At 64.0% G+C, this 25648-nt stretch carries 20 protein-coding genes and 2 tRNA genes; 6 read left to right on the top strand and 16 right to left on the bottom strand.

The features are described 5' to 3' along the window. Positions 1-51: 51 nt before the first annotated feature. The 12 genes from VW23_RS27725 to cpdR form a co-directional block, all read right to left on the bottom strand. Complete coding sequence (locus VW23_RS27725; protein WP_069912708.1) at positions 52-1032, bottom strand: aldo/keto reductase; 981 nt, start codon at positions 1030-1032, stop codon at positions 52-54. Positions 1033-1057: 25 nt separating this feature from the next. Continuing rightward, complete coding sequence (locus VW23_RS27730) at positions 1058-2758, bottom strand: ABC transporter ATP-binding protein (RefSeq protein ID WP_069912709.1); 1701 nt, start codon at positions 2756-2758, stop codon at positions 1058-1060. Positions 2759-2843: 85 nt separating this feature from the next. Beyond that, positions 2844-3569, bottom strand: coding sequence for a metallophosphoesterase (locus VW23_RS27735; protein WP_069912710.1), 726 nt, complete (start codon positions 3567-3569; stop codon positions 2844-2846). Positions 3570-3578: 9 nt separating this feature from the next. After that, the gene (locus tag VW23_RS27740) at positions 3579-5174 is read right to left on the bottom strand and encodes a peptide chain release factor 3 (RefSeq protein ID WP_069912711.1); all 1596 of its coding nucleotides are present in this window, start codon (positions 5172-5174) and stop codon (positions 3579-3581) included. A 112-nt stretch (positions 5175-5286) separates the two neighbouring features. Continuing rightward, positions 5287-5901 carry an outer membrane protein gene (locus tag VW23_RS27745; RefSeq protein ID WP_069912712.1) on the bottom strand — a complete coding sequence of 205 codons (615 nt, stop codon included), beginning with the start codon at positions 5899-5901 and terminating at the stop codon, positions 5287-5289. Between the two features lie 194 nt (positions 5902-6095). Then, positions 6096-6767: an outer membrane protein gene (locus VW23_RS27750; RefSeq protein WP_069912713.1), complete on the bottom strand. Its 672-nt coding sequence runs from the start codon at positions 6765-6767 to the stop codon at positions 6096-6098. 906 nt (positions 6768-7673) lie between these two features. Then, positions 7674-8342: an outer membrane protein gene (locus VW23_RS27755; RefSeq protein ID WP_069912714.1), complete on the bottom strand. Its 669-nt coding sequence runs from the start codon at positions 8340-8342 to the stop codon at positions 7674-7676. A 320-nt stretch (positions 8343-8662) separates the two neighbouring features. After that, positions 8663-9337: an outer membrane protein gene (locus VW23_RS27760; protein WP_069912715.1), complete on the bottom strand. Its 675-nt coding sequence runs from the start codon at positions 9335-9337 to the stop codon at positions 8663-8665. Between the two features lie 233 nt (positions 9338-9570). Then, entirely contained in the window at positions 9571-10251 is a 681-nt protein-coding gene (locus tag VW23_RS27765; protein WP_069912716.1) for an outer membrane protein, read from the bottom strand. A 427-nt stretch (positions 10252-10678) separates the two neighbouring features. Beyond that, positions 10679-10753: transfer RNA gene (locus VW23_RS27770), tRNA-Val, on the bottom strand. Positions 10754-10848: 95 nt separating this feature from the next. Then, positions 10849-10923 (bottom strand) — tRNA-Val (locus VW23_RS27775). Between the two features lie 363 nt (positions 10924-11286). After that, positions 11287-11649: a cell cycle two-component system response regulator CpdR gene (gene cpdR / locus VW23_RS27780; protein ID WP_211200049.1), complete on the bottom strand. Its 363-nt coding sequence runs from the start codon at positions 11647-11649 to the stop codon at positions 11287-11289. A gap of 190 nt (positions 11650-11839) precedes the next feature. Here cpdR and VW23_RS27785 point away from each other — a divergent pair, with 190 nt between their 5' ends. Beyond that, on the top strand, positions 11840-12736 hold the full coding sequence (locus VW23_RS27785) for an N-formylglutamate amidohydrolase (protein WP_244513755.1): 897 nt from the start codon (positions 11840-11842) through the stop codon (positions 12734-12736). A gap of 347 nt (positions 12737-13083) precedes the next feature. Further along, positions 13084-13890 (top strand): histidinol-phosphatase, encoded by an 807-nt coding sequence (gene hisN / locus VW23_RS27790; protein WP_069912718.1) that lies wholly within the window; start codon positions 13084-13086, stop codon positions 13888-13890. Positions 13891-13901: 11 nt separating this feature from the next. Here the strand turns inward: hisN and VW23_RS27795 are convergent, their stop codons facing one another. Next, on the bottom strand, positions 13902-14876 hold the full coding sequence (locus tag VW23_RS27795) for an alpha/beta fold hydrolase (protein ID WP_069912719.1): 975 nt from the start codon (positions 14874-14876) through the stop codon (positions 13902-13904). A gap of 637 nt (positions 14877-15513) precedes the next feature. Here VW23_RS27795 and VW23_RS27800 point away from each other — a divergent pair. The 3 genes from VW23_RS27800 to dps all read left to right on the top strand — a co-directional run bounded on the left by VW23_RS27800 (position 15514) and on the right by dps (position 17106). After that, the gene (locus tag VW23_RS27800; protein WP_069912720.1) at positions 15514-15969 is read left to right on the top strand and encodes an Hsp20 family protein; all 456 of its coding nucleotides are present in this window, start codon (positions 15514-15516) and stop codon (positions 15967-15969) included. A gap of 150 nt (positions 15970-16119) precedes the next feature. After that, the gene (locus tag VW23_RS27805) at positions 16120-16530 is read left to right on the top strand and encodes a DUF4087 domain-containing protein (protein WP_069912721.1); all 411 of its coding nucleotides are present in this window, start codon (positions 16120-16122) and stop codon (positions 16528-16530) included. A 102-nt stretch (positions 16531-16632) separates the two neighbouring features. Next, the gene (gene dps / locus VW23_RS27810; RefSeq protein WP_069912722.1) at positions 16633-17106 is read left to right on the top strand and encodes a DNA starvation/stationary phase protection protein Dps; all 474 of its coding nucleotides are present in this window, start codon (positions 16633-16635) and stop codon (positions 17104-17106) included. Between the two features lie 141 nt (positions 17107-17247). Here dps and VW23_RS27815 read toward each other — a convergent pair whose 3' ends face one another. The 3 genes from VW23_RS27815 to VW23_RS29870 are packed head-to-tail and all read right to left on the bottom strand — an operon-like array spanning position 17248 to position 20326. Then, positions 17248-18546, bottom strand: coding sequence for a hypothetical protein (locus tag VW23_RS27815; RefSeq protein WP_069912723.1), 1299 nt, complete (start codon positions 18544-18546; stop codon positions 17248-17250). Then, positions 18543-19313: an aminoglycoside adenylyltransferase domain-containing protein gene (locus VW23_RS27820; protein ID WP_069912724.1), complete on the bottom strand. Its 771-nt coding sequence runs from the start codon at positions 19311-19313 to the stop codon at positions 18543-18545. The genes VW23_RS27815 and VW23_RS27820 overlap by 4 nt, the downstream gene beginning before the upstream one ends. After that, positions 19310-20326, bottom strand: a complete 1017-nt coding sequence (locus VW23_RS29870; protein ID WP_201788108.1) for a cupin domain-containing protein — start codon at positions 20324-20326, stop codon at positions 19310-19312. The genes VW23_RS27820 and VW23_RS29870 overlap by 4 nt, the downstream gene beginning before the upstream one ends. A 677-nt stretch (positions 20327-21003) precedes the next feature. Between VW23_RS29870 and gltB the strand changes: the two genes are divergently transcribed. After that, complete coding sequence (gene gltB, locus VW23_RS27830; RefSeq protein ID WP_244513757.1) at positions 21004-25644, top strand: glutamate synthase large subunit; 4641 nt, start codon at positions 21004-21006, stop codon at positions 25642-25644. The last annotated feature ends 4 nt before the right edge of the window (positions 25645-25648 follow it).

Raw genomic sequence — 25648 nt, forward strand, 5'->3', positions numbered from 1 at the left:
GGGGTGGGGGTGCTCTTTCCGCACCGACCTCACGTGCGCTTGGCGCCGCTGCTAAATCCGTCCCCGAATCTCCGGCCGCACCTTGTCCTGGTACCAGCCCGCCAGTTCCTCGGCCAAAGCCGGTTCCACCGGCTCGCGCTTCGTCGCATCGACGTTGGCGCGCAACTGGTCGGGCCGTGTCACCCCGGCGATGATCGTCGACACCGCCGGCTGGTCGAGGATCCAGCGCAGCGCGAACTGGCTGAGCGGGATGCCCGAGGGGATCATTTGCTTGAGCTGCTCGGCAAAGCCGACACCCTTGTCGAACGGCAGGCCCGAGAAGGTCTCGCCGACATTGAACTTCTCGCCATTGGCATTGAAGTTGCGATGGTCGGTGGAAGCGAACTTCGTCTCCTTGTTCCACTTGCCCGAGAGCAGGCCCGAGGCCAGCGGCAGCCGGACGATGATGCCGACATTGCGCTTCTCGGCCGTCGGGAACACCTCGGTGATGTAGTCCTGCCGGAACAGGTTGAAGATGATCTGCAGCGTCGCGCAGCCATCCGACTGCATCGCCAGCAGCGCTTCCTCGACATTCTCGACGCTGGCGCCCCAGTGCCGCATCATCCCGGCATCGCGCAGGTCATCCATGATGGTGAAGACCTCGCCGTCGCGCAGCACATCGGTGGGGATGGTGTGGAGCTGCGCCAGGTCGAGCGTCTCGACGCCGAGCCGCTTCAGCGAGCCCGCGAGGCTCTCCTTGATGTTCTTCTTGCTGTAGCCGGTCTTGTTGGGGAAGATTTCGCCGTTGCGCCCGAGCTTGGTGGCGACGAACACGTCCTTTTTGTCCTTGAACTCCCCGATCCGCCGCTCGGACTGGCCGCCACCATAGACGTCGGCGGTATCCCAGAAATTCACTTCGACACTGCGGGCGGTCTTCAGGATTTCAGCTGCCGTCTCGTCGTTGAGCGAACCGAAGCTCTCGCCCAACTGCCAGGTGCCAAGCCCGATCTCCGAAACTTCGTAACCGGTCTTGCCGAGTTTGCGCCTATCCATGAAATCCACTCCCTGTTCACGTGCCTCAGATAGCCGGGCCAGCTACGCCCTGCAAAGCGCTTTCGGCTCTCGGCTTCCTCGCTTTTAGGCGAATGACGGTGTCGGTCTCCGCTATCACCGCCTTACGATGGGTGATGGCGATGATGGTGGTGTGGGCGCTGAGCGTGCGCAGCTCCGCCATGATCGCCGCCTCGGTCGCCTCGTCGAGGGCGGAGCTGGCCTCGTCGAGGAACAGGAATTCCGGGCTGTCATAGAGCGCCCGGGCGATGGCGATGCGCTGCCGCTCGCCACCCGAAAGCTTCAGCCCGCGCTCGCCGACAGTGGTTTCGAAGCCTTCCGGCAGGCCGGTGATGAACTTGTGGATCGAGGCCAGCCGGGTGGCGCGCTCGAGCCTTGCGGCATCGGGCTCGCGGCCGAGCACGATGTTGGCGCTCAGCGTGTCATTGAGCAGCATCACCTCCTGCGGCACCACGCCGATCGCCGCATACCAGCTGGCGCGGCCGACGGTGCTGAGATCCGTGCCGTCGACCGTGATCGTGCCCTGCTCCGGCTCCAGCGCTTTGAGCGCCAGCTTGAACAGCGTCGATTTGCCGGCCCCGGTAGGGCCGGTGATGAAGGTCAGCCGCCCGCGTTCGGCGACGAAGCTCACATCCTCGACCACCGGCGTCTCGCCATAGCGATGGCCAACCTGCGCGAACTCCAGCCGCCCCGGCCCGACCGCCAGGCGCCCGGTAGCGTCCTGGTCCTCCGGTTCGGCCCACATGCGGGCGAAGGGCAGGAAGCCGGAATAGGCCCGCACGATATCGTCGATGGCCGAGCCGATCATTTCGAACGGCTGGTTCAGCTGGATCATCAGGGTGTTGATCAGGACGATGTCGCCGACGCTGAGCTGCCCCGCCTCGTAACGCGGAATGAGCAGCAGGAAGGTCACCGCCAGTTGCACCGCCAGCGCCGCGCCGAAGCCGAAGGCATAGCTCAGGTGGCGAACCGTCCACTGCCGCCAGGCGCCACGGACTTCGCCGGCCTTCTTCGCGAAATTGTCGCCAATCCACTTGTCGCCGTTGAAATAGCGCAGCGTTTCCATGGCGTTGATGGCATTGCCGACAAACGCGGCATTCTCCTGGTCGGCCTCGATGGCCTTATCGAGGAACGGCCGCGTCCAGCGATTGGCGAAGTAGGTGAAGGTGATGAACGCCGCGCCATAGACGAGGACGATGGCGACGATCTCGAGGTTGATCACCGCCCCCAGGACGCCGACGCCGAGCACGATGCCGAGCAGCGCCGGCAGGAACACGATGATCCCCAGTTGCACGAAGATGAACAGCGAACGCTCGCCCTCGGAGCGCGCCTTCTGGATCTCCACCGGGTTGTGCTCGATGAAGAACGATACCCGCTTGTTGAGGATGCGCTCGAAGAAGCTGGTGCCGACGATGAAGTTGAGCCCCTGCGCCACACCCCAGGCCATGTACTGCGTCGCCTGCGACACCGCGCTCGAAGCACCGCGCAGGATCGCGTAGACGACGAACGCCATGACGATGCCTGCGGGCACCAGGCTGGAGTTCAGCGAGTCGATCAGCCGGGAAAACAGGTACGGCGTCGCCACCTGGCCGAGCGCCGCCAGCAGCACCATCAGCGCAATACCGCCCAGCGCCAACCGGGATTCCCGCCAGAACCGGCCGTAGATGGCGCGCACCGGCGCCGCCACCAATGCCCACTCGCCCGTCATCAGCCTCTCCCCGCTCGCCCGGCGGAGATAGGCACCAAGGGTGACAATCGCAAGGCAGTGGAAGGGTTTGGCCGGTGGCGTGGGATCAGTGCGACGTGAGCGCGACGAAGCGCGTCGCCAGCCGCCCTCGATCGATGGTGTGGACCGCAAAGCCCGGCGGCGCGGCCCCGTCGGCGGCGAGCCGCTCCGGCTCGTTGATGCGCAAGGTCGAGACGATGCCGGGGGCGCCGATCAGCGGCACGCCGGCGAACGGCGTCACATGCGGCGTGTGGACATGCCCGGTGAGTACGCCGATCACTGCCGGCGACGAGGCGATCAGCCCGGCCAGCACATCAGGGTTCGAGAGCCTGGTTGCGTCGATGATCGGGTGCCCAATATCGATCGGCGGGTGATGACAGGCCAGCAACACCTTGCCCGGCGCCGCGTCGATCGTCTGACGCGCGAACGACAGGGTGGCTTCATCGAGCAGCCCCTCGTCCCGACCGTCGAGCGCCGTATCGAGGCCGATAATGCGCAGACCCTCGATATCGATCTGGCTGTTGCGCGGCCCCACATTCACTTCGAACGCCGCCTTCAGGCAGTGGTTGCCGGTGGTGACGATGGTCGGCGGCAGCCCGGCGATCTCGGCCATGACGGCCTGGTACTCGGACGCGAGCCCGCCATCGGCGATATCGCCGGTAACCACCACTGCATCGAGCCGCGGCAGCTCACGAACGGCGGCAATGACCTGGCGCAGCCGCGAAAGCGTAATCGGGCGCGCATCGAGATGCGAGTCGCTCAGGTGGGCAATGACGATTGGGTGTGCGCTCATGCGCACAAGCTAGTGCCGTTCCTTCGTGGTAAGGAACTGGACCTTCGGGTAGTCCCGCTCGGCGCGGCCGAGCCACCAGGTGGATTGCGCCAGGTAGACCGGGTCCCCATACTTGTCCTCGGCCATTTCCAGCTTGTTGGTGGAGATGAAGCGGGCGAGCTCCGCCTTGTCCTCGGAGACGATCCAGCGCGCCAACTCGAAATTGATCGACTCGAAGCTGATCGGCACGTTGTATTCGGAGTTGATGCGGCTCTGCAGCACTTCGAGCTGCAGCTGCCCCACCACGCCGACGATGTAGTCGGCGCCTACCATGCGGCGGAAGATCTGCGCCACGCCCTCTTCAGCCAGGTCGCTCAGCGCCTTGGCCAGCTGCTTGGCCTTCATCGGATCGGTGAGGCGAACGCGGCGGATGATTTCCGGCGCGAAGTTCGGGATCCCCGTCACCTTGATGCTGGCGCCCTCGGTGAGGGTGTCGCCGACGCTCAGCGCGCCGTGGTTCGGGATGCCGACGATATCGCCGGCCACGGCTTCCTCGGCCAGCTCGCGATCGTGGCCGAAAAAGAACATCGGGTTCGATACCGCCATGTCCTTGCCGGTGCGGACGTTCTTCAGCCGCATGCCGCGCTTGAACGTGCCGGAGCTCAACCGCACGAAGGCGATGCGGTCACGGTGGTTGGCGTCCATGTTGGCCTGCACCTTGAACACGAAGCCCGAAACCTTCGGGTCATTCGGCTCGATCGGCTTGGGCTCGGCCGGCTGCGGCCGCGGCTCCGGCGCCCAGGCGCCGAGCGCTGCCAGCATTTCCGGTACCGAGACCGACTTCAGCGCCGAGCCGAAGATCACCGGTGTCAGGTGGCCGGCGAGGTAAATCTCATGGTCGAAGGCGGGGAAGCCGGCGCGCGCCAATTCGAGATTCTCGAGGCTCGCCATGATCACCGGATCCATGGCGAACTCATTGTCGCGCGCCAGGTCCTCGACATTGGTGAAGGTCTTCCAGACCTCGCCATTCGGCCGCTTCACCACGCCTGCCGTGATGTCGACGATGCCCTTGAAATCGACCCCGCCGCCGAGCGGCCAGACCACCGGCGAGACGTCGAGCGCCAGGGTGGAGGCGATCTCGTCGAGAATTTCGACCGGGTCCTTGCCTTCACGATCGACCTTGTTGGCGAAGGTGATGATCGGGATGTCGCGCAGACGGCAGACCTCGAACAGCTTCAGCGTTTGCGCCTCGATGCCCTTGGCGACGTCGATCACCATGATGGCGGCATCGACCGCGGTGAGCGTGCGGTAGGTATCCTCGGAGAAGTCGGAGTGGCCGGGCGTATCGAGCAGGTTGAAGGTCAGCCCCAGGTGCTCGAAGGTCATCACCGACGAGGTGATCGAGATGCCGCGCTGCCGCTCGATCTCCATCCAGTCCGAGCGGGTGGCGCGCTGGTTGGCGCGATGCCGCACCTGCCCCGCCTGCTGGATGGCGCCCGACGAGGCCAGGAGCTTCTCGGTGAGCGTGGTCTTGCCGGCGTCCGGGTGCGAGATGATCGCAAACGTCCGGCGCGACTGGTAGGGCAGCAGTTTTTCGGCAGGCGCCGTGGCGGTCAGGGCGTTCATTGGAGGCTCGAAGGTGCGGAAGGCCGCTACATAGTCGTGTTGCGCCGCGAATGCAAAAAGAGAACGGCCGCCCCGAAGGACGGCCGCTCGAAATTCTGCCGAATGGCGAGGCTTAGAACTTGAAGTTCAGGCCAACGGTCACGGCGTGCGAGGTCAGGCTGAAGTCGTTGACGAAGCCATAGTCGACCGCACCGTAGTCCGAATAGCGGTACAGCAGGTCGACCGAGATGTTGTCCGCAACGGCGAACTCGACACCAGCGCCGACGGTCCAGCCGACATGGGTCTCGCTGACGCCGTCGATCTCGCCGCCGGCAACCGCCAGACCGGCGGTGAGGTACGGCAGGAACGCGCCACCGTCGAAGCCGAGACGGCCACGGAGCGAACCAGTCCAGTCGGCGGAGAACACCTCATCGTCGCTCTCAGCATTGGTCCAGGCGATGTCACCCACCACGCCGAGCACGATGCCATCGGCGACGGTGAAGTTGGCGCCGAGATTCACACCGGCGAGCCAGCCGCTGATGTCGAACTCATCGTTGTCGTTCTCTTCGGTGAAGGTGCCACCGAGGCCGCCGACGAACGCACCGACATAGAGGCCGTCCCAGTTGCCGCCGGCAACTTCGACAACGCCCGCTGCGGGTTCGTCAATGATCAGGTCAGCCGCCTGGGCGCCCGACACGAGAGCAAGACCGGCAACGCCGGAAAGCAGAGCAATTACAAAGCGATTCATCTGAGTCTCCTAATAGTCCGGACGCGGATAACTCCAAATCTCGATCAAGGCGATAGGAATTAGGAGTTCGTCCCGACGGAAGACGCGCGGGTGTCACCTTGTCGCCACACATGCGGCATCGGAACCTATTGGCAGATAACGAAGAAAGGGCCGCGCGAGGCGGCCCTTTCCGAACGATATGGCAGCGGTTCGGCTTAGAACTTGAAGTTCACACCGGCAGTGACGGCGTGGGTGCTCAGGTCGATCGTCGCATCGTTGACCGGCAGGTCGTACTCGGCGGTGCCGTAGTCGCTGTAACGATACTGCAGGTCGAGCGAGATCTGGTCGGCGACCGCGACTTCGACGCCAGCGCCGGCGGTCCAGCCGAAATGCACCTGCGTGCTGTCCACGCCGTTGTCGCTGGCAGTCGCGCCGGCAAAGGCGAGACCGGCCGTCAGGTACGGCATGAACGCGCCGCCGTCGAAGCCGGCCTTGCCGCGGAACGAGCCGGTCCAGTTGACGTCGTAATCGACACCGTTGCCCGACTCATAGCCGCTGATGCCGGCCCAGGCGATGTCGCCGGCAGCGCCGAGGATGAAGCCCTGCGCCACGGTGAAATTGGCGCCGAGCGTCGCACCGACCGTCCAACCCGACAGATCGAGTTCGTCGTCGACGAGGAAGAGCGCGTCGGCGGCGTCCTGAGCAGCGGTGCCGAAGCCGTAGCCGACGAAGCCGCCGATATAGGCGCCATCCCAGCCACCGCCACCACCCATGTCGACAAAGCCCGGCATCGACGGCTGCTGCACCAGCAGGTCAGCGGCCGAGGCAGCCGAAGCCATGGACAGCACGGCTACGCCCGCCAGCAGAGAGAGAGAAAAACGGTTCATGATGTGCCTCCAAGGTACACGAAGGGAACGGATTACGTGCCCGCATGAATCGAATCCAAGTTGCAAACAATTCCTTTACGCCGCGGTAACCGTCAGGACTTGGTTAACGAATGGTTTGGACTCGCGCGTACCACTGTGAGTTCGGAAACCAACCCGGCCGATGGGCTAGCTCACCGCAGCTTCACCAAACTCGGTGTCATCCCCGCGAAAGGCGGGGAACTCCGTTTGCGATCGTGCCGCAGGCCAAGAAAACAGAGGTTCCCGCTTTCGCGGGAATGACCCGGTGAGTGGGGCACGACCCTAACTTAGCGCACATGAGCTTTCGCTGGGATGACACCGGTGGGGTGGGGATGTTTGCGGTAGCTTCCGCGCTGGCGCCGCTGCGGCGATATCCAATGCTATCGCCGGCCGGCTCGAGGTCCGCTGCGTTCTCGCGAGGACAACTGCACCCCAAAAAGAAAGGGCCGCCCGGAGGCGACCCTTTCCGATTTCGTGGCTTTCGAAGCAGTCTTTTGCCCACTGAAGGGACGACCAGCGGTCGCCCCGAGGGCGTGGTGCCTTCGATTAGGCCAGAGGCTGCTCCGAGCTAACGGAGACTCCAGGACCCTTCGAAACCGACGATTTCTGATGAGACACTTGGACCACCTCCTTTTGCTGGTTGAACATGACAGCGAAGGTGGGACCGATTTGCCGATCTGACAAGGGCAAATGCGCAACAGCTGTGAATGAACGGTGACAAGGCCCCTGCCCCGGCCCTGCGCGATCTGCCTGCGGAGCCGGTTGCCGGCGCTGGAAGCGGACGTTCACACCGGCCCGGCGTATGGGGCTGCACGAGATCCCAAGCACTGACCCCGCCACGGCGGAGCCGGGCGGGGTCGAATGGCAGGCAGCCGAAGCTGGCGGCGATCAGAACCGGAAGTTAACGCCAGCCGAGATCGTGTGGGTGGTGAGACCCAGATCAGTATCGACGTCGAGGGCGTAAGTCTTCGAGCCGTAATCGCTGTAGCGATACAGCACGTCGATCGACACGTTGTCGGCGACAGCGAACTCCACACCGGCACCAACGGTCCAGCCGATATGAGTCTGATCATCCGAGATGTCGAGATCGGTGTCGGTGGCGGTGGCGCCAGCAAAGGCCACACCGGCGGTCAGGTACGGCAGGAAGGCGCCGCCATCGAAGCCGAGACGGCCGCGAATGCTGCCGAGCCAGTTCACGTCATAGTCGACCAGGTCGACGGCGTCGCTGCCGCCGATGTCGGACCAGGCGATATCAGCAACGATACCGGCGACGATGGCTTCCGACACGGTGAAGTTGGCGCCCGCGGCAACGCCGACCTGCCAACCGGTCAGATCGTACTCGGTGTCGACGACGTTGAAGTAGCCGTCATCGTCGTTGAGCGTGCCCCAACCGTAGCCGGCGAAGGCGCCGACATACACGCCGTCCCAGTTACCGCCGACGTCGACGATACCAACCGGGGGAGCTGGTTCGCTGATGATGAGATCGGCCGCCTGGACCGAGGAGATGAAGCTCAGAGCGGCAACGCCGGCGAGCAGGGAAACGGCAAGACGATTCATTGGATGGCCTCCAGAAAGCAACGGCTACAAGATACGCACGTTGGTGTGAAAGAAAACCCACCCGCACCAGCAACGCACAGCTTAGCCGCAAAGTGTCACCCTCAGGACACACACGTGACCTAGGTTCTTAAGAATGTTGCAAATCTCTATTTAGTCACAATTGCGCCACGTACGTGGCGATGCCGGGCGATGCTGTGCGATACCGTACCAAGTAACGCCAGGTCGTGGCAAAATCAAACCCCGCCGCGGCTTGCGCCGGGCGGGGTCGATTTAGACAACCGTTCAGCCACTGAAACTATTCAGCCAGCTGAAGGCGGAAATCAGAAGCGGAAGTTCACGCCGGCGGTGACCGCATGCGAGGTCAGGCTGTAGTCGGTCGGAGCTGCCAGATCGTAGGTCTTCGAACCGAAATCCGAATAACGGTACTGCAGGTCGAGCGACACGTTGTCGGCCACGGCGAACTCCACGCCGGCGCCGAGGGTCCAGCCGATGTGGGTCTGGGTGTCTTCAAACACGCCAGCGTTGTCGGTCAGCGTGTTGTTCGCGAAGGCGAGACCGCCCGTCACGTACGGAAGGAAGGCGCCGCCGTCAAAGCCGATACGGCCACGCAGGCTACCCTGCCAGTCGGTGTTCGACTCGAGGTCGCCACCGACGAAGTCGCCGCCGAGGTCGGACCAGGCGATATCGGCCACGAGCCCGGCAACGATGGCTTCGGAGACGGTGAAGTTCACGCCGGCGGCAACGCCGACCTGCCAACCGGTGGCATCGTACTCGGTGCCGGCGACGTCACCGAGATAGCCGTCCTCGGTGGTCAGGGTGCCCCAGCCGTAGCCAGCGAAAGCGCCGACGAAGACGCCATCCCAGTTGCCACCAGCGGGAGTGACGTAGCCGACCGCCGGAGCGGGCTCGGAAATGATCAGGTCAGCGGCGAAGGCCGAGGACATCACGGAGACGCCAGCCACACCGGCCAGCAGAGCGATTGCAAAACGATTCATTTAGTCAACTCCTAGAGAGAGGGCCCTCACGTAGCCCCTGTCGCGGGCAAAAGCGACCTCACGTGCTAACAAACTGTTCACGCGCCGCCCCTCCAGAAGAGAGTCGTGCCATTAGCGCCACACCTGTTTCTGGCATGGCAATTTCAAGGCACAACTGGGGAATTTTCGAGGAAAAGAGAACCCCGCCGCGGCTCGCGCCGGGCGGGGTTCTGATTTCTAGCAGTGAAACTGGCTTAGAAGTTCCAGTGCAGACCGGCGGTGACCGTGTGCGTAGTCAGGTCGATGGTCGGGTTGATGCCCGGGCCGGACCAGTCGTACACCTGCTCGCCAAGATCCGAATAGCGGTACTCGAGGTTGACCGAGAGCTCTTCGGTGGCGGCGAACTCGACGCCCGCGCCGACCGTCCAACCGACATGGGTCGCGCTGGCTTCGTTGTCGACGCCAGCCGAGCTGGTGCGCACTGCGTGGGCAAAGGCAAGACCACCAGTCAGGTACGGCATGAAGGCGCCGCCATCAAAGCCGACCTTACCGCGCAACGAACCCTGCCAGTCGATGGTGTGGGTGGTGTCGAAGGCAAAGGCACCATCGTCGTCGCCAGTGATATCCGACCAGGCGATGTCACCAACCACGCCGAGCACGATACCGCCATCGAGCGTGAAGTTCGCACCGACGTCGACACCGATCAGCCAGCCGGCCAGGTCGAGGTCGTTGTTCGGCGGATTGGCGATGTGGTCGGCATGCGCCCAGCCACCGCCGACGAACACGCCGATATAAGCGCCGTCCCAGTTGCCGCCGACGTCCACGACGCCCATCGGCGCCGGCTCGTCCATAATGATCAGATCCGCGGCGTAGGCCGAGGACATCAGACCAGCAGCGGCCACGGTGGCCAGCAGAATAGTTGTGATGTGCTTCATGGTTGCCCTCCAATAGGTCCACTGCACCTTCCCACGGAATGTGGCAGGAATCGAGCCCCTCAAGGGCAACAATTGAGACTCTAGAAGCAAGTGTTGCACCGTTGCATCGGACTCTGAGCGGCATCGCGTGAGAGTTTTTACAGGGCACATCATAGGGTTAGCAGTGTTGCCTAACGATTTCTGCGTAGCAGCTCACAGCGCCGTGATGGGCGCGGGAATTTTGTGGCAAAGCCAAGACAATTGCTTTCGAAACGCCAACGACTCTATTCGGTGAGCCAAATCTGTTCACATGACAACGATCAACAGATGATCATCCGGCACCGACTGATTCCGCGCCTTGCACGCTCATGGGGGACTTGCAGGTTCACGGCGAGGAGGCTGAAAAGCAAAACCCCCGGCAGCCGATCGGCGCCAGGGGCTTTGTGGATGGTGGGTGTGACAGGGATTGAACCTGTGACCCCCGCCGTGTGAAGGCGATGCTCTCCCGCTGAGCTACACACCCATCCGTTCGGGTCGTGACGTCGTCCGTCGCGACCAAACTGCGGCGCCGATTTCATCGGCATATTCAAGGACTTCGGGAGTCCTTCAAGCGAGGGATGGTGGGTGTAACAGGGATTGAACCTGTGACCCCTACCATGTCAAGGTAGTGCTCTCCCGCTGAGCTATACACCCATCACTTCGCTTGTCACGCCGGGCAGCGCCCGTCGTTGCGAGCGCGGTAGACCATAAAACCCGCTTACGGGTCAAGGGTCAATTCCGGGCTGGGGAAACTGTCGGAAAGGCCGGGGTTGGAGAGTGGGGATCGCTCCCGCTCGAAGCGCGCATCGCCGCGCGATGCGGTACCCCTCATCCGCCCTCGGGCACCTCCGGGCGAGGGCTGCGCCCTCGTCCCGCGACCTCAAGGGGAGAAGGGAGTCCCGACTGAGATGCTTGAGGTGGCGCCCTTCTCCCCTTGAGGGAGAAGGTGGCGCGAAGCGCCGGATGAGGGGTATGCGATGCGGCAGCATCGCCGATCCGAAGCGCAGCGAGGAGCGACTAGGCCGCCAGCAGCCGCTCCACCTCATGCACCAGGTCCTTGAGGTGGAAGGGCTTGCTCAGCACCGACGCATCCTTGGGGGCTTCTGAGTCGGGGTTGAGCGCCACGGCGGCGAAACCGGTGATGAACATCACCTTGAGATCCGGATCGAGCTCGGTGGCGCGGCGGGCCAGTTCGATCCCGTCCATCTCCGGCATCACGATATCGCTTAACAGCAGCGAGAACGGCTCTTCGCGCAACCGCTCATAGGCCGACCGGCCATTATCGAACGAAACCACCTCGTAACCGGCGGTCTTCAACGCCCGGGTGAGGAACTGGCGCATGTCGTTATCGTCTTCGGCGAGCAGAATGCGCTTCATCATGTCCTCTTGGCGCCCCATCGACGGCGTTCTGCCGCGGAACTCTAATGCGTGATGTTTAATGCAAGTTTTCTCGATCGAGAACCCTAACGCAGCAAGTGTGAACATGCCCCCTTCGGACTTATGGACATTCGGCAACGCGCGCGGCAGAGTATGGTGACAAGGCAGCGCTTCGGCGCTGAAGGGAGACCCGGTGCAGTCCGACTATTGGGACAGGCCAGCATTCGAAACCATCCGGCCCCGCCGGGTGATGGCGCCACTGGTGTTCAATTCCGCACATTCCGGCCGCGATTACCCCGAGCGCTTCCTCGCCATGACCCGGCTCGACCATCTGTCGATCCGCCAGTCCGAGGATGCCTTTGTCGACGAGCTGTTCCAGCGCGCGCCGCACCTCGGGGCCCCGCTGATCCGGGCGCATTTTCCTCGCGCCTATCTCGATGTGAATCGCGAGCCGTGGGAACTCGACCCCACCATGTTCGTCGAGCCGCTGTCGGAGCGCTTCAACACCACCAGCCCGCGTGTCGCCGCCGGGCTCGGCACGCTGGCGCGTGTCGTGGCTGAGAACAAGCCGATCTATAAGGAGCGGCTGACCCTCGATGACGCGCGCATGCGCATCGAAGGCATCTACCAGCCCTACCACGCCACCATGCAGCGGCTGCTGACCGAGGCCTATGGCGCCTTCGGTGTTGCGGTGCTGATCGATTGTCATTCGATGCCGCGGCTGTCGCGCAGCGGCGACCGGCTCGGCCCCGACGTGGTGCTGGGCGATCGCTATGGCACCACCTGCGCACCGATTCTCGCTGACCTCGCCGAAATGGTGTTCGCCGGCGCCGGGCTGCGGGTGGCGCGTAACCGCCCCTATGCCGGCGGCTTCTGTACCCGCACCTATGGCCGGCCGCAGCACGGCGTGCATGCCCTGCAGATCGAGCTCAGCCGTCACCTTTATATGAACGAGGTGACGCTCGAGAAGAACGCCGGCTTCGGCGCCATCAGGCAAATGGTGGATCGGCTGGTCGCGACGCTGGTGGGGCTCGATTTCGCCATGCTCGCACCTCCCGCTCCGGTGCAGGAGAAGTACGCGGCGGAGTGAGGTCGGCGCGGGGGGGCGCCAACCGGTCGCTGTCATCGAGCTTAAGAGATAGCATGTCCCACAAAAATCGGGCCGCCGGAGCGGCCCAGTCAAGGGAGGAAACGATGACGGCCGGAGTGCGTTGCCTAAGTCGAGGCAAGAGGCTCAAGAGCCGCCCATCCATCATGCAATTACTGGCGTGAACTGATTTGCCCTGCTTCACAAGGCGGCCGGAAGTCTTCAACAGATAAACTTGCGCCGTTGTTGCAAAAATGAATCACGATCGTCACAAACTACTCGTACACCTCGGCTGACGCCTGCTGCTAGAACACTGGAACAACTCACAAAATCGCGCCGGGAAGGCTGACATGGAAGATACATCTCTCGGTGGGCTCACCGCCGACCTGGTGCGCCGCACCCTGCTCGATGCGGCCGAGATCGCCGCGGCGGTGACCCTGCCCCGCTTCCGCTCGGCGCTCGCCGTCGACAACAAGGAAGCAGAGGGGTTCGACCCGGTCACCGAGGCCGATCGGCAGGCCGAGCTCGCCATCCGCGAACTGATCGGCAACCGCTTCCCCGACCACGCCATCATCGGCGAGGAATGGGACGACAAGCCGGGCAACAGCCGCTTCGCCTGGATCATCGACCCGATCGACGGCACCCGCGCCTTCATCACCGGCGTCCCGGTCTGGGGCACGCTGGTGGGGCTGACCATCGACGGCAAAGCCGTCGCCGGCCTGATGGCCCAGCCCTTCACCGGCGAGATCTATCTGGGACTCCCCGGCGAAGCCTCCTACCACCGGGTCAGCGACAAGGCGGCACTCCGCACTTCCGCGGTCACCGAGCTCAGCAAAGCCAAGATGACCACCACCTCGCCCGACCTGTTCGAGAAGAAAGGCGTGGCCGAGCCCTGGGCGCGCATTCGCAGCAAGGTGCTGACCACCCGCTACGGGCTCGATTGCTACGGCTATGCCCTGATGTCGGCCGGGCACATCGACCTGGTGGTCGAGGCCGGGCTGAAGAATGTCGATATCTGCCCGCTGATCCCGCTGATCCAGAACGCCGGCGGCGTCATCACCACCTGGGATGGCGGCCCCGCCGAACAGGGCGGCAACTGCGTCGCCGCCGCGACGCCGCAACTGCACGCCGCAGCGATGGCGGTGCTCAGGGGGTAGGGCTGCAACTGCTAGGCGCTCTGTTCCGTAATAAACGCGTCGAACGCCGCGAACACCTGGGCGCGAATGGCGTCGTTCTCGACGAACATTTCGTGCCGGGCGCCGGGGATCACCACGTGGCGGCCGGTGCGCATCCGCAAACCCAGTGTTTCGATGGCGGCGGTGGAAACGATCTCGTCGCGCGCCGCCGCCAGCATCAGCACCGGAATGCGCACCGCGCCGGGGAACTGGTCGGTGGCGGCACCGGCCATCGCCTCGAAGGCGGAAGCGGCCCAGCGGAAGGTCGGGGCGCCGAGCTCCAGCTCGGGGCGGGCCTTCAGCACCTCGACGGAGCGATTGAAGCGCGCGAGGTCCGAGGTCAGCGGGTTGCCGGCAAAGCTTTGCTCGGTCTGCGCCTTGTCGCCACGCCGCCCGATCGGCAGCCGGGCCAGCCCGAGATTTGCGAGCGTGCCACAGAGTCGCGCCATCCCGGCCATGCCGAACGGCTGGCGATCGAGCCCCACCATCGGCGCCGAGACGAAAATGCGCTCGAACATCATGCGATCGCGGATGCCGGCATAGAGCGAGGCAAGCCCGCCCATCGAATGGCCGACGAGGTAGTAGGGCGCCGGGCAATCGGGCAACAGGATCGAGCCGTGGAAGGCCTTGAGGTCCTCCCAGTAATCATCGAAGCGCCGGACATAACCGAGCCGCGTGTTGCGGATCAATCGCTGGCTGCCGCCCTGCCCGCGCCAGTCGAAGGTGGCGACGGCAAAGCCGCGTGACTGGAAATCGGCGACGGTCTCAAAATACTTCTCGATGAATTCGGTGCGCCCCTGGACGAGGCAGATGGTGCCCTTGGCCGCTCCCGCGCCCTTGGGGAAGGTGGCGTAGCGCAACTGCACCTTGTCGGCCGTGGTGAAGTAGCCGACCCGCGCCCCCTCCGGCACCGGGTTGGACGGCACCACGGCAAGGGTTGGCCCATTGGGGTCGACGATGGCGTTCATGCGCTGCTCCGGACGATTACCCTGCATACTGGATTCCCGCGGCGGCGGGAATGACGGCAGTGGCTGGAGTGCTTCGATTACTCCGCATCTTGCCCACCAGAAGCGCCCCAAGCTCGGCGTCATCCCCGCGAAAGCGGGGAACTCCGTTTGAGATGGTGCAAAGGCCAAGAAAACAGAGGTTCCCGCTTTCGCGGGAATGACCCGGTGAGTGGGCGGCGACCCAGCGGGGGCCGAGGCACCCAACCAAGTTCCCGCCTTCGCGGGAGTGACGCCAGTGAGGGTCCTCAAGCCCGCCCGAGAAACCGAAAAGCCAGCGCCTCGGTTGAGACACTGGCTTTCCTGTGATGGCCGCCTTGCGGGGGGCGGGTGAAGGCGGCTCATTCGGTGTGCCCTGCAGCAGACAGTAAGCACAGTCCCGCTTATAGGAGCCGCTGCCTGAACCGCCTTTGATCGCCACATTCATCTTCGGTTCATCGACCTGAACCGGGGTCTTGAACCCTGAGCGAAGCTCCCTAAATCAATGCTGTCCGCCGGGAACCCCCGGGGATCGGGAACCCGGGAATGCCTGCTTGCCCAATTGGGGAGCGCGCATGGGACACCCGAGAAAAAGCCACGTTGCTCAAAGGAGAATGTGATCATGGCTAGCTACGATTTTTCCCCCTTCTATCGTTCGACCGTCGGTTTCGACCGCGTCTTCAATCGTCTCGATGCCCTCGTGGGTCAGGAGGCGAAATCCTACCCTCCCTACAATATCGAGAAGACCGGCGAGAACGCCTATCGCATCTCGATCGCCGTCGCCGGCTTTGCCGATGGCGACATCGCGATTGAGAGCAAGGAGAACAACCTCGTCGTAAAGGGCGCCAAGGCCCAGGAGAGCGAGGACAAGGCGCGCGAGTTCCTGCACCGCGGCATTGCCGAGCGGGCCTTCGAACTCCGATTCCAGCTCGCCGACTACGTTGAAGTCGCTGGCGCCAACCTCGAGAACGGTCTGCTCCACATCGAACTGAAGCGCGAGATTCCGGAGAGCAAGAAGGCCCGCCAGATTCCGATCAGCGCCTCGACCAAGACCATCGAGGACCAGACGGTAAACTAATCCGGTCATGAACGACCTGGCGGTAAACCAGGCGGTCTGATCGTCAGGTGAACGGAAATGAGGGCGTGGTTCGAAAGGACTGCGCCCTTGTTGTTTGCACAATACAAACTTTCGCCAGCAACGGGACCTTGCCCGCGGGCGACAGAACTGATGGTGTTCGGTCTCATCTTCTCGAGGAGCGTCACCATGCATCGCCTCGCCATTATCGTTGCTGTGTCCTTGATTGCCGCAGCGCCGGCACTCGCTGCCGAAACCCGCTGCGGCTGGTACATGAACCCGACGCCCGGGAACCTCTGGCTGATGGACAAAGACGCCACTTGGACCATCACCTCGCAGGCGAATGCCACCGGTCCCGATGCCGAGGGCATCGAGAACGCGCCGGATTTCGACGAAACGCAGTTCGTCGAAACCAACAATCCGGGCAGCGGCTACGGCTATGGCTGCGCCTGCATGAGCGTCACCGTCGACAAGGCGGAGGAGCAGATCACCCGGATCTTCTCGGGGGAGATCAAGCCGCTCAGCGTCTGCAAGGCCGACAAGTCGCTGCCCAGCCCCGACTGATGGCGCGCGCTTCGTTCAAGACGGAACCGCTTTTGGCGAGGAACCTCAGGCGTGTCCGCGCCGTTCTCACGGCGTCCCGCAACGCGTCATAGGTTCCTCCAAATGAAATCCCCCGAAATCGGCCTCAAGTCCAACACCAAGGCCGAGATGATCGACCTGTTGAATGCCCGCCTCGCCGACGCCATCGACCTGGCGCTGGTCACCAAGCAGGCGCACTGGAACCTCAGGGGCCCGACCTTCATCGCCGTGCACGAGCTGCTCGACCAGTTGCGCGACGACGTCGATGAACATGTCGACATCATCGCCGAACGCGTCGCCCAGCTCGACGGTATCGCGCTCGGCACGCTGCAGACGGTCGGCAAAGCCAGCAAGCTCGCCCCCTACCCCACCGATATCCGCAAGGTCCCCGACCACGTCACCGCCCTGGTCGAGCGCTACGCGGCGCTGAGCAAGTCCACCCGCGAGGGCATCGATGCCGCCGACGAGGCGGGCGATGCCGACACCGCGGACATCTTCACCGCCTTCTCGCGCAGCCTCGACAAGAACCTGTGGTTTTTGAAGAGCCACCTGGAGTAGGCACCGCCTCTGATTGAGCCTCATCGAGTTCGGCTCGTGCGCCCCCTCTCCCTTTGGGGAAGAGCGCCGCGGATGAGACCAAAGACCTCACCGCGGGGTGAGGGGGGCCTTGCCGCCACACCGGACGCGTGGAAGGCCCCCTCACCCGGGCCTTTGGCCCGACCTCTCCCCCAAGGGAGAGGCGGCGGCGGCTTCGCGTACCTCGCTCATCGAATCATCAAGGCATTCGGCCGTCAGTACTTCCGGCAGACGACCGAGCTGGAGCAGGTCATCAACTGCGCTCTGCCGGCAGAACGAACATGGATTGTGCTCGTAGACCCAGATCAGACAGTCGGCCGCTTCCGGGCTGGGGCTGGGACGGCCGGTTGAAACGATGCTGAGCGCCAGGTCATGTGCGTGCTGGTCAACCGCAGCCGATGGCAACAGCTGGTGGACGCGACCGAAGTCCCCAGGCCGGGCGTTTTCGCCCAGCAACTCTATACCCTCAAGGCTGCCTGCGGCGAGCAACTGGCCCGACAGCTCGGCGATGCGGTCGTCGGAAAAGCGCCTCAGCACCTGAATGGCCGCCTGCCTGACCGCGGAGTCCTCATGACGAGCGAAGCGCAGCACCCGCTCGATGCCACCAGGTGGATCGATCCGGATCGCAAACACCCGCAGCATCCTGGCGATCAGGTGCGGTTGCACCTCGCGTTCGATCCGTTCGAACAGCGCGCGATGCTCAATGTCTCCGCCCTGTCGCGCGAAGCGGGATGCCAGGAGGCGAGGGTTTCTATTGCCTTCGTTGAGATCGTTCAGAAAGGCGTCGAGCGCGTAGGGCCCTTCAGCGCTGGGCTCGCTGCCGGAGACTGCCAACGCCTCGCAGAACCGCCGGATGTCGGCATCAGTTGTCGAGGCCTGCTGCAATGCATCGTCGACCGCGTTCGCGCCACGCTCCTCCCGCACGGCATATAGAAAATCCCCGCTGAGCCAGAAGTCGGGGTCCGTTGCCAGCCGGCGGCCGAGGACCCGTGCGACATGCAGCAGTCCATCGAGACCATCGAGAGCGATGATCTCATGACTGAGCAGCCACTCGCTGGAAAATTCCTGCCTATCGAACTTGTCGTAGAGAGCTCGTCTGGCCTCTTCCGATCCGGCTTGCGCCAGTTGCAACAGCATGTCGGCCATCTGTGCAATATCGTAATGCTCCCGGCTCGCCGGAAACGTGCTGAGCACGGCCTGATGGTAGGGCGCCGGATCGGTGCACAACGACAGCATCGTCATCAACCAATCGCCGCGACTGCCCTCACACTGTGGATCGTAACCGAGACTGCGAGTGGCTGCTTCAAGCAACAGATCCTCGACGCCCGCATCGCCATGTGCCCGGATGTGCTGCACCGCCCTGCCCATGCCCTTGCGCAACGCGTCGACGAACTCATCTCTGCTGAGTGGCTGTACGTTCATAGCAGCGCAGTAATGCGCGTGCCCAGATCGGCGGCGGCGAGTTGGGCCTCCTGCTCCAGCGGTTGCCAGTCATCCTGCGTCGTCCCCAGGTAGGCGTTTCCGGCCAGCGAGACCAGCGCGGCAACCTGCAGAGGCAATTGGGGAGCCGCCCACTTGGCGGCAACGTCCTTGGGCACGAACTCCCCAGTTGCCAGCGTCCGCCACATCCGCGCGAGCGTCAGCAAGACATTGCGCTCGTCGCCTTTGAGGCCTGCCATCAGTCCCGGCAGCGCATCGCCGATGGCCCGGCACACCTCGGCGTGCGAGATGCTCGGTAACAACTCGGCCAGTGCTGGCCCCAGCAGCGGGCGCGCCTCGGCGCGGGCCTGCGCCAGCAACAGGGTGAAGTCGGGGTTGTGTTCCGGGGGCGGCACGGCGCCGGCTTCGAATTCCCGGCGCAGCCATTCGCCGTAAACGAATTCCCCACGCACCGGATACGCCATCGGGTTGAGCTCGGCCTGCTGGAAGACGATCAGTTCCAGGGGACGAGGGGCATCCGGTTGCGGCGGATACCGCCCGGAGATATCCAGCAACCCTTTCGCAAGCTGGGCGACCGTTTCCGGCGCGATCGGCTCGTTCACGATGGCCATCAAGTCGACATCGCTGTTCTGACGCAGCCCGGCCGTTACGGCGGAGCCGTACAAATAGAGCGCCAACAACGACCCGCCGAAACTACGCTGCAGCAGCGGCAGGGCCCGCAATGCCTCGCGGGGAATAGCCACGCTCATTCCCGCCGCGTCCCTGCCCGGGCCATCCCGTCATGCGGCCCCAGCTCCCGCTTCGGCGCGTCGAGCCAGGCTCGCCCCACTTTTGCGAACTCCTCCATCCGCTCGGGGTTCAGCGGATAGTTCAGCTGGTTGCCTTCGCGGGCGTGCTCGCCGATCACCAGGAGGTGCACATCCGCATCGCTGTTGTTGAGGAACGAGTGGGCAATGCCGGTGCCGGCGGGAAACACCGCCGCATCACCTTCGTTGAGTTCGTGGAGGTGGCCGTCGATCCAGGCGTCGGGGCGGCCTTTCAGCACCAGCACGAACTCGTCCTCCCGGCTTTCGGCATGCGGTCGCGAGGTGCGGTTGCCTGGGGCGACGATATCGTAGTTGATGCCGATGCGCTTCATTCCCAGCGCCGCGCCCATCCGGCTGCTCTGGCCGCCATGGTTGGTGTGCTGGGGGTTGGGGAACGGCTTCAAGCCATCGGAAAAGTGCGCGATGAAGTGCGAACGCTCCGGCGTGGCTACCTCGCGCCGGCTGCCAGCCCGCGCCTTGCCGTCATGCGGGCCGAGCGGCCGCTTTGGCGCATCGAGCCAGGCGCCGTTCCAGGCGCTGAATTCGGCCATGCGTTCAGGATTGAGCGGGTAGGAGAGCTGGTTGCCCGGCACCTGGTGCTCACCGAGGATGAGCAGTTGCATATCCTCGTCGCTGTTGTTGAGGAAGCTGTGGGCGATTCCCGTGCCGGCGGGGAAGGCCACCGCATCGCCGGCCTTGAGCGGATATAGCGCGCCGTCGATCCACACATCCGGCTCGCCACGGAGCACGAAGACGAACTCCTCCTCGAGTTTTTCGGCATGCGGAAACGAGGTGCGGCTGCCGGGCGGCGCCACTTCGTAGTTGATGCCGAGATGGGTGAGGCCGTGCAGGCGGCCGACGGGATGGCCGAATCCCCCCATGTCGGCAAAGCCGCCATGGTCCAGCGGGCTAAGGCCATCCCGGATATTGACGATGAACGAGGGTCTCAGTGACATCTGCTGCTCGGGCGATTTCGCGAGGTGAAACATGCACATCACCGCCGCCGGATGTCGATGGGGCAGCTCAGCGACAGCGTACCCCCGGGTTCGCAATTGCCCGAATTCCTATAGCTGCAGCAACGCCCAAACGCTGGGAATGCGGCTTTCTCAGGCGGCGTATGGCCGCCAATTCCTACTGTTTTCCTATTCCCTCCCTGCGATCTCCTACGCCGGCTCAGTCACAAGACGGCAAAAAAGTGTCCTCGGACGCTTGCTCGCAGTTTGGAATTATGCAAATGTAGCCTCGATAGGACAGTACGTCTGTCCAATTTCGTGAGCGGCCGGTCTCCCCGGATGCGTTTCACACGCCGATCCGGCTGGACCGCTTGTCGATAGCGGAAACGGAGGGGTGGGGCCTTATCGAGCCCGTACGAGCGGCCATTTGGATGCAGAGCCGCTCCCCACTAAAGGATTGCGCACTCGGATTCGAGCCGTACACTGAGGTACGACTGGGGGCCGAAGGCGCGTCGAAAGGAACTTGAACACCAGGGCACTCGCCCCGGTCTCGAACACGACTGCAAAAACAGAGGACTTTGCAAATGGCTGAACCACGGAACGGATCGATGTCACATCCCGTCACGGAAACCGCCATTCGCAAAAATGGCGGCTATCGAACCGATCTGCCAGTTGGCGTGATGCGGCCGCAGGCCGAGGGCCTCTACGACCCTTCCCGCGAGGTCGATGCCTGCGGCGTGGGCTTCATCGTCAACATGAAGAACCAGCCCAGCCAGAAGATCGTCCAGAACGGTCTGGCCATCCTCGAAAACCTCGAGCACCGCGGTGCCGTGGGCGCCGACCCGCTGATGGGCGACGGCGCCGGCATCATGGTGCAGATCCCGCACAAGTTCTTCGTCAAGGAGAGCGCGCGGCTTGGCTTCCACCTGCCCGAGCAAGGCAAGTACGCCGTCGGCTTCATCTTCATGCCGCAGGATGCGGAGCTGCGCGCCAAGATGGAGCGCGTCGTCAGCAAGGTGATCGAGGACGAGGGCCAGATGGTCATCGGCTGGCGCGACGTGCCGTCCGACAACTCGTCCTTGTCCAAGGACCCCGAGATCGTCGCCACCGAGCCCTGCCATCGCCAGGTGATCATCGGTCGTGGCGACGCCATCGCCGATGAAGAGGCGTTCGAGCGCAAGCTCTACGTCATCCGCAAGGTGATGTCGGCCAAGATCTTTTCGGCCTTCGAAGGCAAGCCAAACGATTTCTACATCGTGTCGATGAGCTGCCGCACGCTGGTCTATAAGGGCATGTTCCTCGCCGCCCAGCTCGGCGCCTATTACCGGGACCTGCACGATCCCGACTTCGAGTCGGCACTGGCGCTGGTGCACCAGCGCTTTTCCACCAACACCTTCCCGTCGTGGCGGCTGGCGCACCCCTACCGGTTCGTCTGCCACAACGGCGAAATCAACACCGTGCGCGGCAACGTCAACTGGATGGCAGCGCGGCAGGCTTCGGTGTCGTCGCCACTGTTCGGCGGCGACATCAACAAGCTGTGGCCGATCTCCTATCCGGGTCAGTCGGATACGGCGTGTTTCGACAACGCGCTCGAATTCCTGCTGCGCGGCGGCTACTCGCTGCCGCACGCCGCCATGATGCTGATCCCGGAAGCCTGGGCCGGCAACCCGCTGATGGATGAGGATCGCCGCGCCTTCTACGAGTATCACGCTGCGCTGATGGAGCCATGGGACGGCCCCGCCGCCATGTGCTTCTCGGATGGCATCCATATCGGCGCGACGCTCGACCGCAACGGCCTGCGTCCGGCGCGCTACCTCGTCACCGAAGACGACGAAGTGGTGATGAGCTCGGAAGCCGGCGTGCTGCCGATTCCGGCAACGAAGATCAAGAAGAAGTGGCGCCTGCAGCCCGGCAAGATGCTGCTGATCGACCTGAAGCAGGGCCGCATCGTCTCCGACGAGGAGATCAAGGCCGAGCTCGCCAACGCACACCCCTACAAGCAATGGCTCGGGCGTACCCAGATCGTGCTCGAGGAACTGCCGGCGGTGCATTTCGAGCCCAAGACTTCGGACGTGCCGCTGCTCGATCGCCAGCAGGCCTTCGGCTACACGCAGGAAGACCTGAAGATGATCCTGCCGCCGATGGCCGCTACCGGCCAGGAAGCGGTGGGCTCGATGGGCACCGACACGCCGATCTCGGCGCTCTCCAACAAGTCGAAGCTGCTTTACTCGTACTTCAAGCAGAACTTCGCGCAGGTCACCAACCCGCCGATCGACTCGATCCGCGAAGAGCTGGTGATGAGCCTCGTCTCGTTCATCGGGCCGCGGCCGAACGTGCTTGATTTGACTGGCGGCAACAGCCGGCAGCGGCTCGAAGTGCGCCAGCCGATCCTCACCAACGAGGATCTGGAAAAGATCCGCGCCATCGGTGGCATGGAAGATAACCCGTTCCGGTCGAAGACGCTGGACATTACCTATGAGGTGAGCCAGGGCCCGGAAGGCATGAAGCGGGCGCTCGACCAGCTGTTCTCCGATGCCGAGATGGCCGTCCATTCGGGCGACAACATCATCATCCTGTCCGATCGCTCGATGAACCGCGAGCGGGTGGCGATCCCGGCGCTGCTGGCGACCGCCGGTATCCACCATCACCTGATCCGCAAGGGCCTCAGGACCTCGGTGGGTCTCGTGGTCGAGACCGGCGAAGCGCGCGAAATCCACCATTTCTGCGCTCTTGCCGGCTATGGCGCCGAAGCGATCAACCCCTACCTGGCGTTCGAGACGCTGGCCGCCATGCAGGGCGACCTGCCGGGCGAGCTGGACGCCGACGAGATCATCTACCGCTACATCAAGGCGATCGGTAAGGGCATCCTGAAGGTCACTGCCAAGATGGGCATCTCGACCTATCAGTCCTATTGCGGCGCGCAGATCTTCGACGCGGTGGGCCTCTCGACCGACTTCGTCTCGACTTACTTCACCGGCACTGCCACCACCATCGAGGGCGCCGGCCTCAAGGAGATCGCCGAGGAAACCGTGCTGCGGCACCAGGATGCCTTCGGCAACTCGCCGGTGCTCGAGGACGTGCTCGACGTCGGCGGCGACTATGCCTTCCGCCAGCGCGGCGAGGCGCATGTCTGGCGCTCGGAGACGGTCGCCAGCCTGCAGCATGCCGCCCGCGGCAATGCCCGCGACAAGTACCGCGAGTTCTCGAAGCTGGTGAACGAGGTCGAGGACAAGTACGTCACCATCCGTTCGCTGTTCCGCATCAGGAAGGCGGATGAGGAGGGCCGCGCGCCCGTCGAGCTCGATCAGGTCGAGCCGGCGGTCGAGATCGTCAAGCGCTTCTCCACCGGCGCCATGAGCTATGGCTCGATCTCGCTCGAAGCCCACACCACGCTCGCCATCGCCATGAACCGGATCGGCGGCAAGTCGAACACCGGCGAGGGCGGTGAGGAAGTTGATCGCTTCAAGCCGATGCCGAACGGCGACAGCAAGCGCTCGGCCATCAAGCAGGTGGCCTCGGGCCGCTTCGGCGTGACCACGGAATACCTGGTCAACTCCGACATGATGCAGATCAAGATGGCCCAGGGCGCCAAGCCCGGCGAAGGCGGCCAGCTGCCGGGCGACAAGGTGAACGAGACCATCGCCAAGGTCCGGCACTCGACCCCGGGCGTCGGCCTGATCTCGCCGCCGCCGCACCACGACATCTACTCGATCGAGGATCTGGCGCAGCTGATCTTCGATTTGAAGAACGTCAACCCGACCGGCCAGGTCTCGGTGAAGCTCGTCTCGGAAGTCGGCGTCGGCACGGTTGCCGCCGGCGTCGCCAAGGCGCGCGCCGACCATGTCACCATCTCGGGCTATGAAGGTGGCACCGGCGCTTCGCCGCTGACCTCGCTGAAGCACGCCGGCTCGCCGTGGGAAATCGGCCTCGCCGAGACCCAGCAGACGCTGGTCCGCAATCGGCTCCGCAGCCGCATCGCGGTACAGGTCGATGGCGGCGTGCGGACCGGTCGTGACGTGGTGATCGGCGCCCTGCTCGGCGCCGACGAGTTCGGTCTCGCCACCGCGCCGCTGATCGCGGCCGGCTGCGTGATGATGCGCAAGTGCCACCTCAACACCTGCCCGGTTGGCGTCGCCACCCAGGACCCGGTGCTGCGCGCCCGCTTCACCGGCAAGCCCGAGCACGTCATCAACTACCTGTTCTTCGTCGCCGAGGAAGTGCGCGAGCTGATGGCCGAGATGGGCTACACCCGGTTCGAGGAAATGGTCGGGCAGATGCAGATGCTCGACAAGACCGAGGCCATCGACCACTGGAAGGCCAAGGGACTCGATTTTTCGAAGCTCTTCCACAAGCCGTTCGCGCCGGAAGGCGTGGGGATCACCCACACCGAAGGCCAGAACCACCCGATCGACAAGGTCCTCGACCGTCGCCTGATCGCCGCGGCGCAGCCCGCGCTCGACCACGGCACCCCGGTCAGGATCACGGAGACGATCACCAGCGTCGATCGCTCGGCGGGCGCCATGCTCGGCGGTGCGGTGGCCAAGCGCTACGGTCATGCCGGCCTCGCCGAAGACACCATCGCGGTGTCGCTGACCGGCACCGCCGGCCAGGCCTTCGGTGCCTGGGCAGCGCGCGGCATCTCCATCGATCTGGTGGGGGAGGCAAACGATTATGTGGGCAAGGGCCTTTCCGGTGCGCGCCTCGTGGTCCGGCCGCCGGAAGAACGCGGCTACGTGCCCGAGGACTCGATCATCATCGGCAACACTGCGCTCTACGGCGCCATCACCGGGGAGTGCTACTTCCGCGGTGTGGCCGGCGAACGCTTCGCCGTCCGTAACTCCGGCGCCATCGCGGTTGTCGAAGGTACCGGCGACCACGGTTGCGAGTACATGACCGGTGGTGTGGTGGTGGTGCTGGGCCGCACCGGCCGCAACTTCGCGGCCGGCATGTCGGGTGGCGTCGCTTACGTCCTCGATGAGGACGAGAGTTTCGAGAGCCGCTGCAACATGTCGATGGTCGAGCTCGAGCCCGTCGTCGAAGAGGAACGCCTCAATGGCCGCGACTTCGGCCACCACGGCGACCTCGAGACCATGGGCGTAGTCGAGATCCTGCACGACCTGCAGCGTCGCGATGCCGACCGGCTCTACCAGCTGATCGCCCGGCACAAGAGCTTCACCGGCTCGAGCCGCGCCAACCACATCCTGAGCAACTGGGACGAGTACCTGCCCAAGTTCAGGAAGGTCATGCCGATCGAGTATCGCAAGGCCCTGCAGAAAATGGAAAAGGCCCGTGAGGCCGCTCAACAGGTCGCGGCGGAGTAAGAAC

The organism is Devosia insulae DS-56, from assembly GCF_000970465.2.
In the GTDB taxonomy this organism is placed as follows: domain Bacteria; phylum Pseudomonadota; class Alphaproteobacteria; order Rhizobiales; family Devosiaceae; genus Devosia_A; species Devosia_A insulae.

What these genes read in the sequence shown, in the direction of transcription:
- VW23_RS27815 (WP_069912723.1), bottom strand. Translation starts at nt 18,546, where the DNA reads ATGAACGTACAGCCACTCAGCAGAGATGAGTTCGTCGACGCGTTGCGC.
- VW23_RS27805 (WP_069912721.1), top strand. Translation starts at nt 16,120, where the DNA reads ATGGTGTTCGGTCTCATCTTCTCGAGGAGCGTCACCATGCATCGCCTC.
- dps (WP_069912722.1), top strand. Translation starts at nt 16,633, where the DNA reads ATGAAATCCCCCGAAATCGGCCTCAAGTCCAACACCAAGGCCGAGATG.
- VW23_RS27765 (WP_069912716.1), bottom strand. Translation starts at nt 10,251, where the DNA reads ATGAAGCACATCACAACTATTCTGCTGGCCACCGTGGCCGCTGCTGGT.
- VW23_RS27740 (WP_069912711.1), bottom strand. Translation starts at nt 5,174, where the DNA reads ATGAACGCCCTGACCGCCACGGCGCCTGCCGAAAAACTGCTGCCCTAC.
- VW23_RS27760 (WP_069912715.1), bottom strand. Translation starts at nt 9,337, where the DNA reads ATGAATCGTTTTGCAATCGCTCTGCTGGCCGGTGTGGCTGGCGTCTCC.
- VW23_RS27745 (WP_069912712.1), bottom strand. Translation starts at nt 5,901, where the DNA reads ATGAATCGCTTTGTAATTGCTCTGCTTTCCGGCGTTGCCGGTCTTGCT.
- hisN (WP_069912718.1), top strand. Translation starts at nt 13,084, where the DNA reads ATGGAAGATACATCTCTCGGTGGGCTCACCGCCGACCTGGTGCGCCGC.
- VW23_RS27755 (WP_069912714.1), bottom strand. Translation starts at nt 8,342, where the DNA reads ATGAATCGTCTTGCCGTTTCCCTGCTCGCCGGCGTTGCCGCTCTGAGC.
- cpdR (WP_211200049.1), bottom strand. Translation starts at nt 11,649, where the DNA reads ATGATGAAGCGCATTCTGCTCGCCGAAGACGATAACGACATGCGCCAG.
- VW23_RS27820 (WP_069912724.1), bottom strand. Translation starts at nt 19,313, where the DNA reads ATGAGCGTGGCTATTCCCCGCGAGGCATTGCGGGCCCTGCCGCTGCTG.
- VW23_RS27730 (WP_069912709.1), bottom strand. Translation starts at nt 2,758, where the DNA reads ATGACGGGCGAGTGGGCATTGGTGGCGGCGCCGGTGCGCGCCATCTAC.
- VW23_RS27735 (WP_069912710.1), bottom strand. Translation starts at nt 3,569, where the DNA reads ATGAGCGCACACCCAATCGTCATTGCCCACCTGAGCGACTCGCATCTC.
- VW23_RS27725 (WP_069912708.1), bottom strand. Translation starts at nt 1,032, where the DNA reads ATGGATAGGCGCAAACTCGGCAAGACCGGTTACGAAGTTTCGGAGATC.
- VW23_RS29870 (WP_201788108.1), bottom strand. Translation starts at nt 20,326, where the DNA reads ATGTCACTGAGACCCTCGTTCATCGTCAATATCCGGGATGGCCTTAGC.
- gltB (WP_244513757.1), top strand. Translation starts at nt 21,004, where the DNA reads ATGCGGCCGCAGGCCGAGGGCCTCTACGACCCTTCCCGCGAGGTCGAT.
- VW23_RS27795 (WP_069912719.1), bottom strand. Translation starts at nt 14,876, where the DNA reads ATGAACGCCATCGTCGACCCCAATGGGCCAACCCTTGCCGTGGTGCCG.
- VW23_RS27750 (WP_069912713.1), bottom strand. Translation starts at nt 6,767, where the DNA reads ATGAACCGTTTTTCTCTCTCTCTGCTGGCGGGCGTAGCCGTGCTGTCC.
- VW23_RS27800 (WP_069912720.1), top strand. Translation starts at nt 15,514, where the DNA reads ATGGCTAGCTACGATTTTTCCCCCTTCTATCGTTCGACCGTCGGTTTC.